A 5,113-nucleotide genomic window follows, 5' to 3' on the forward strand; every position below is an offset into this window, starting at 1 on the left:
CGTGCGACACAAGCGCATGCACGAACGACGCAAGCAGGCGGCGGACCGAGAGTCACAGAAGTCGCAAAGCGCTCCAACATCTCGGCCCGCCAACACCAAGCCTACGAGCGTCCAGGTGGCTTGACGTTCCTTAGGAACTCAAAACCGGGTGGACGGGAGCGCCTGACGGCTGCTGCCGACCTGCTCGGCGTCTGGCCTATCACGATGACCTCGCCGGGGCAGACTGAGCGACGTGAATGACCTGTTCAGCGAGAAATTGGCAGCCTGGCGTGACTACACCGAGACGCCTTGGGCGCGGATCCGCTATGGAGTCGTGGGCGAGGTGCTCCGACGTCAGACCGAGAACCTTGGGGGCCAGATCCGGATCCTCGACGTCGGCGGCGGTGACGGCATGGACGCACTGCCGCTCGCCCAAGCCGGCCACGACGTCACGATCGTCGACCCGTCCGATGCGTGGCTCGACGAAGCCCGGCGCCGCGCAGCTGCGGCAAGCGCATCCATCACCACGATCCGGGCCGGGCTCGACGACCTGCCAGCCGGTGAGTGGGACCTTGTCATGTGCCACTTCGTGCTCCGCTACCGCGGCGGTGCTGCCGACGACATTGCCTCACTCGCTCGCCTCGTCCGCCCTGGCGGCCGTCTTTCGATCATGGACGTCAACCCTGACGGTCGGGTCCTGCGCGAGTTGCTGAACGGTGGTCCTGCCGCAGCGCTCAACGAACTCCACGCCGAGCGCGCGAAGGTCGAGACCTTCCAAACCGATGCCCGCAAGGTGGATCTCACGACCACCATGGCCGACGCAGCCGCCGCAGGACTCACACCCGTTGGTATCTTCGGGAACCGGATCGCCAACGATCTCCTCGTCGATAACACCGCCAAGCATGACCCGGCCTTCTTCGACCAGCTCCTCGCACTCGAGTTGGAGCTGTGTGACCGAGAACCGTTCAACCGTGTCGGATTCGCCTGGCAACTGGTCCTCGAGCGCTGATCGTCCTCGGCCCTGGTCGCGGATGCGCAGGCGTTGCACCCCGTCGGGTACGGTGGGGCACACCAGGGGGAGTACTCCACCCACGGCAGGTCGTCACTACGGATCCACCGATCCCGGTCTGTCGGCCCTCATCTGAGGGCGGAGAAGACCTTGGCGAATCTTTTCGCCGAGTCTTGGAGTTCCCATGGATGTCACCCCGCTGATCTGGATCGTCACGATCGGGGTCACGATCGCGTTGTTCGTGTTCGAGTTCGTCGTGCACGTTCGCAAGCCGCACGAGCCGACCATCGCCGAGTCGGCCCGCTGGTCGGCGTTCTACATCGCCCTCGCGCTCGCCTTCGGTGGCGGGCTCGCGCTGGTCGCGGGCGGCCAGTACGGCGGCGAGTACGTCGCCGGGTACCTGACCGAGAAGGCGCTGTCGATCGACAACCTCTTCGTGTTCCTGGTGCTGATGAGCGGCTTCGCCGTACCGCGGATCTATCAGCAGAAGCTGCTGATGATCGGCATCGTGATCGCGCTGGTCATGCGCGGCGGCTTCATCGCCGTCGGTGCCGGCCTGATCGCGCACTTCTCCTGGACGTTCTACGTCTTCGGTGTGCTGCTGCTGGTGCTGGCCTACCGGCAGGCGTTCGCGCACGGTGATGCCGACCCGGCCAACAGCAGGATCCTGCGCCTGGTGCGGCGCCGGCTGCCCGTCACCGACGAGTACGACGGCGACCGGCTCACCACCCGCCGTGCGGGTCGGCGCTACCTGACGCCGATGTTCCTCGTCGTGGTCGCGATCGGCGTGGTCGACCTGCTGTTCGCCGTCGACTCGATCCCCGCGATCTACGGGCTCACCGACGAGGCGTACATCGTCTTCACCGCCAACGCGTTCGCCCTGATGGGTCTGCGTCAGCTGTACTTCCTGGTCGGTGGCCTGCTGGAGCGTCTGGTCTACCTGGGCCAGGGGCTGGCCGTCATCCTGGCGTTCATCGGGGTGAAGCTGCTGCTGCACGGCACCGTGAGCATCCCGATCTGGTTCTCGCTGCTCTTCATCGTGACCACCGTCGCGGTGGCCACCACGGCGAGCCTGCTCAAGCGGCGGTGAGTCGGGTGGCGCGGGCGTAGAGCAGCCGGTCGAGCTGGGCGGCGTCCAGGCCGCGGGCCAGCTCGACGATCTCGGCGAGCGGGCCGACCGGCAGGCCGCCCTCCTCGCTGGAGAGGTAGACGGTGCGCAGGGCGTCGACGGTGTAGCCCAGGCGGGCCAGCAGACGCAGGGTGGTGTCGGTGGGGGAATGGTGGGTAGGGGTGTGAGACATGATCGTCTCTCCTTTCGGAGGTGGAACGAAGTCAGGCGGCGGAAGGTCAGCCGGCCGTGGCACTTCGTAGGTATCGCCTGGTGGCGAAGGGTCTGGGAGACGGCGCCTGAATGGCGCGGGTCCGATGAGTGAACCTCTGGCGCCCCTGTTCCATTCCCGACCCGGCTGACGCGTAGGGTCGACGCATGGAGCTGCGTATCTTCACCGAGCCTCAGCAGGGCGCCACGTACGACGATCTTCTGGCGGTGGCGCTGGAGGCCGAGGAGCTGGGCTTCGGGGCGTTCTTCCGCTCCGACCACTACCTGAAGATGGGGGACGTCACCGGCGAGCCGGGTCCCACCGACGCCTGGACGACCCTGGCCGGCCTGGCCCGTGACACCGAGACGATCCGCCTGGGCACCCTGGTCACCAGCGCCACCTTCCGCCACCCGGGCGTCCTGGCGGTCCAGGTCGCCGGTGTCGACCAGATGAGCGGCGGCCGCGTCGAGTTCGGTCTGGGAGCCGGCTGGTACGTCGAGGAGCACGACGCCTTCGGGCTGCCGTTCCCCGACATCAAGGAGCGGTTCGACAGGCTCGAGGAGCAGCTCGAGCTGATCACCGGCCTGTGGAACGCGCCGGCAGGGGAGCTCTTCGAGCACCACGGCACGCACTACGACCTGAGCGCCAACCCGGCCCAGGTCCGTCCGGTCCAGGCGTCGCTGCCGATCATCATCGGCGGCTCCGGCAAGCGTCGTACGCCGGCACTGGCCGCCCGTTTCGCCGCCGAGTTCAACGCCGCCTTCACCAGCATCGACGACGCCGCGGTGCTCTTCGAGCGGGTCCGTGCCGCCTCGGCCGAGCACGGCCGCGCCACGCCGCCGAGCTTCAGCGCCGCGCAGGTGCTGTGCGTCGGTCGCGACGAGGCCGAGATCGAGCGCCGGGCGGCCGCGATCGGCCGGGACAAGGACGAACTGCGCACCAACGGGATCGCCGGCACGCCTGCCGAGGCGGTCGCCAAGCTGAAGGCGTTCGCCGCGGTCGGCGCCGAGCGGATCTACCTCCAGGTGCTCGATCTCGACGATCTGGACCACCTCCGCCTGGTCGCGGAGGAGGTCATGACTGAGCTCTGAGGGCGATGCCCGATAGGCTGGGAACATGACGCTTGTGCAAGGCCCTTTCGGTACCGTTCTCACGGCCATCGCCACCGCGTTCCACGCGGACGGATCGCTCGATCTGGATGGGACCAAGCGGGTCGCCAAGCACCTCGTCGCCCACGGTCACGACGGTCTGGTCGTCTCCGGCACCACCGGTGAGTCGCCCACGACGACGGTCGAGGAGGACGGTCAGATCTTCCGTGCCGTGCGCGAGGCGGTCGGCACGGACGTCAAGTTGGTTGCCGGGATCGGCACCAACGACACCCGCACCACGCTCCAGCTCGCCGCTCAGGCCGAGGCCAATGGCGCCGACGGTCTGCTGCTGGTGACGCCGTACTACTCCAAGCCCGGCCAGGCCGGGATCCTGGCGCACTTCAAGCAGGTCGCCGACGCCACCACGGCGCCGATCATGCTCTACGACGTGCCCGGTCGGACCGGCACCAAGATCTCCCTGGAGACCTACCGCGAGATCGCGACCTGGGGCCGCGTCAGCGCGGTCAAGGACGCCGCCGGCGACGTCACCCAGGCGGCGGCGCTCACCGACCTGGGCTACGCCGTCTACTCCGGTGACGACGCCCTGACCCTCGGCTTCCTGGCCTACGGCGCTGTCGGCGTCGTCTCGGTGGTCGCGCACGCGGCCGGCAACGAGATCCGCGCCATGATCGAGGCGTTCCGCGCCGGCGACCTGGCCACCGCGCAGAAGATCAACCTGCAGCTCACCCCGGCGTTCCACGCCGTGATGGGGGCCTCGAACTACGGGGCGACCACCGCGAAGGCGGCGCTCCAGCTGCTCGGTGTGCTCGACAACCGCAACGTCCGCTCGCCATTGATCGCGTTGGACGATGCCGAGTACGAGGATCTGCGTGCCGGCCTGACCCAGGCAGGTCTGCTGTGATGCCCGCCCGCGACCTCGGCGCTCCGGGGAAGCTGAAGGCCGGTGCGCTGCGGGTCACCCCACTGGGCGGACTGGGCGAGGTCGGTCGCAACATGACCGTCTTCGAGTACGACGGCCGGCTGCTGCTGCTCGACTGCGGGGTGCTCTTCCCCGAGGACCACCAGCCCGGCGTCGACCTGATCCTGCCCGACTTCGGCCCGATCCGTGACCGTCTCGACGCCGTCGAGGCGCTCGTGCTCACCCACGGCCACGAGGACCACATCGGGGCCACGCCCTACCTCCTGCGCGAGCGCCGGGACATCCCGATCGTCGGCTCCAAGCTGACCCTGGCCCTGACCGCGAGCAAGCTGCGCGAGCACCGCCTGCGCGAGACCGTGCAGCACGTGGTCAAGGAGGGCGAGCGGATCAGCTTCGGCCCGTTCGACCTCGAGTTCGTCGCGGTCAACCACTCCATCCCCGACGCCCTCGCCGTGGTCATCCGCACGCCGGCGGGGACAGTGCTCGGCACCGGTGACTTCAAGATGGACCAGCTCCCGCTGGACGGCCGGATCACGGACCTGCGCGCCTTCGCCCGGCTGGGCGAGGAGGGCGTCGACCTGTTCATGGTGGACTCCACGAACGCCGACGTCCCCGGCTTCACCCCCACCGAGCGCTCGATCGGACCGGTGCTGGACCAGGTGATCGGCAAGGCTCCGCGCCGCGTGATCGTCGCGAGCTTCTCCAGCCACGTGCACCGCGTGCAGCAGGTGATCGATGCAGCCCACAAGCACGGCCGTCGCGTCGCGCTGCTCGGACG

The 5,113-nt window shown here is 68.5% G+C and carries 6 protein-coding genes; 5 read left to right on the forward strand and 1 reads right to left on the reverse strand.

The annotated features are described in order from the left end of the window. The first annotated feature begins 232 nt into the window (after window positions 1-232). Together Q1V88_RS11865 and Q1V88_RS11870 are read left to right on the forward strand one after the other, a co-directional pair. A complete protein-coding gene (locus Q1V88_RS11865) occupies window positions 233-988 on the forward strand; it encodes a methyltransferase domain-containing protein (RefSeq protein WP_300681407.1) in 756 nt (251 codons plus the stop codon). Between the two features lie 184 nt (window positions 989-1,172). Continuing rightward, on the forward strand, window positions 1,173-2,078 hold the full coding sequence (locus Q1V88_RS11870; RefSeq protein ID WP_300681408.1) for a TerC/Alx family metal homeostasis membrane protein: 906 nt from the start codon (window positions 1,173-1,175) through the stop codon (window positions 2,076-2,078). On the opposite strand, the gene Q1V88_RS11875 is transcribed toward Q1V88_RS11870, so the two are convergent. Further along, a complete protein-coding gene (locus Q1V88_RS11875; RefSeq protein WP_300681409.1) occupies window positions 2,065-2,289 on the reverse strand; it encodes a hypothetical protein in 225 nt (74 codons plus the stop codon). The genes Q1V88_RS11870 and Q1V88_RS11875 overlap by 14 nt on opposite strands. A 185-nt stretch (window positions 2,290-2,474) precedes the next feature. On the opposite strand from Q1V88_RS11875, the gene Q1V88_RS11880 reads away from it, so the two are divergent. The 3 genes from Q1V88_RS11880 to Q1V88_RS11890 all read left to right on the forward strand — a co-directional run. Continuing rightward, the gene (locus tag Q1V88_RS11880; protein ID WP_300681410.1) at window positions 2,475-3,398 is read left to right on the forward strand and encodes an LLM class F420-dependent oxidoreductase; all 924 of its coding nucleotides are present in this window, start codon (window positions 2,475-2,477) and stop codon (window positions 3,396-3,398) included. Window positions 3,399-3,423: 25 nt separating this feature from the next. Next, entirely contained in the window at window positions 3,424-4,317 is an 894-nt protein-coding gene (gene dapA / locus Q1V88_RS11885) for a 4-hydroxy-tetrahydrodipicolinate synthase (RefSeq protein WP_300681411.1), read from the forward strand. Continuing rightward, window positions 4,317-5,113: ribonuclease J (locus Q1V88_RS11890; RefSeq protein WP_300681412.1), on the forward strand; the 797-nt coding region annotated here is incomplete at its 3' end. The genes dapA and Q1V88_RS11890, both read left to right, overlap by 1 nt.

This window comes from Nocardioides sp. (assembly GCF_030150155.1).
Classification (GTDB): Bacteria; Actinomycetota; Actinomycetes; order Propionibacteriales; family Nocardioidaceae; genus Nocardioides.

What these genes read in the sequence shown, in the direction of transcription:
- Q1V88_RS11870 (WP_300681408.1), top strand. Translation starts at nt 1,173, where the DNA reads ATGGATGTCACCCCGCTGATCTGGATCGTCACGATCGGGGTCACGATC.
- Q1V88_RS11875 (WP_300681409.1), bottom strand. Translation starts at nt 2,289, where the DNA reads ATGTCTCACACCCCTACCCACCATTCCCCCACCGACACCACCCTGCGT.
- Q1V88_RS11880 (WP_300681410.1), top strand. Translation starts at nt 2,475, where the DNA reads ATGGAGCTGCGTATCTTCACCGAGCCTCAGCAGGGCGCCACGTACGAC.
- dapA (WP_300681411.1), top strand. Translation starts at nt 3,424, where the DNA reads ATGACGCTTGTGCAAGGCCCTTTCGGTACCGTTCTCACGGCCATCGCC.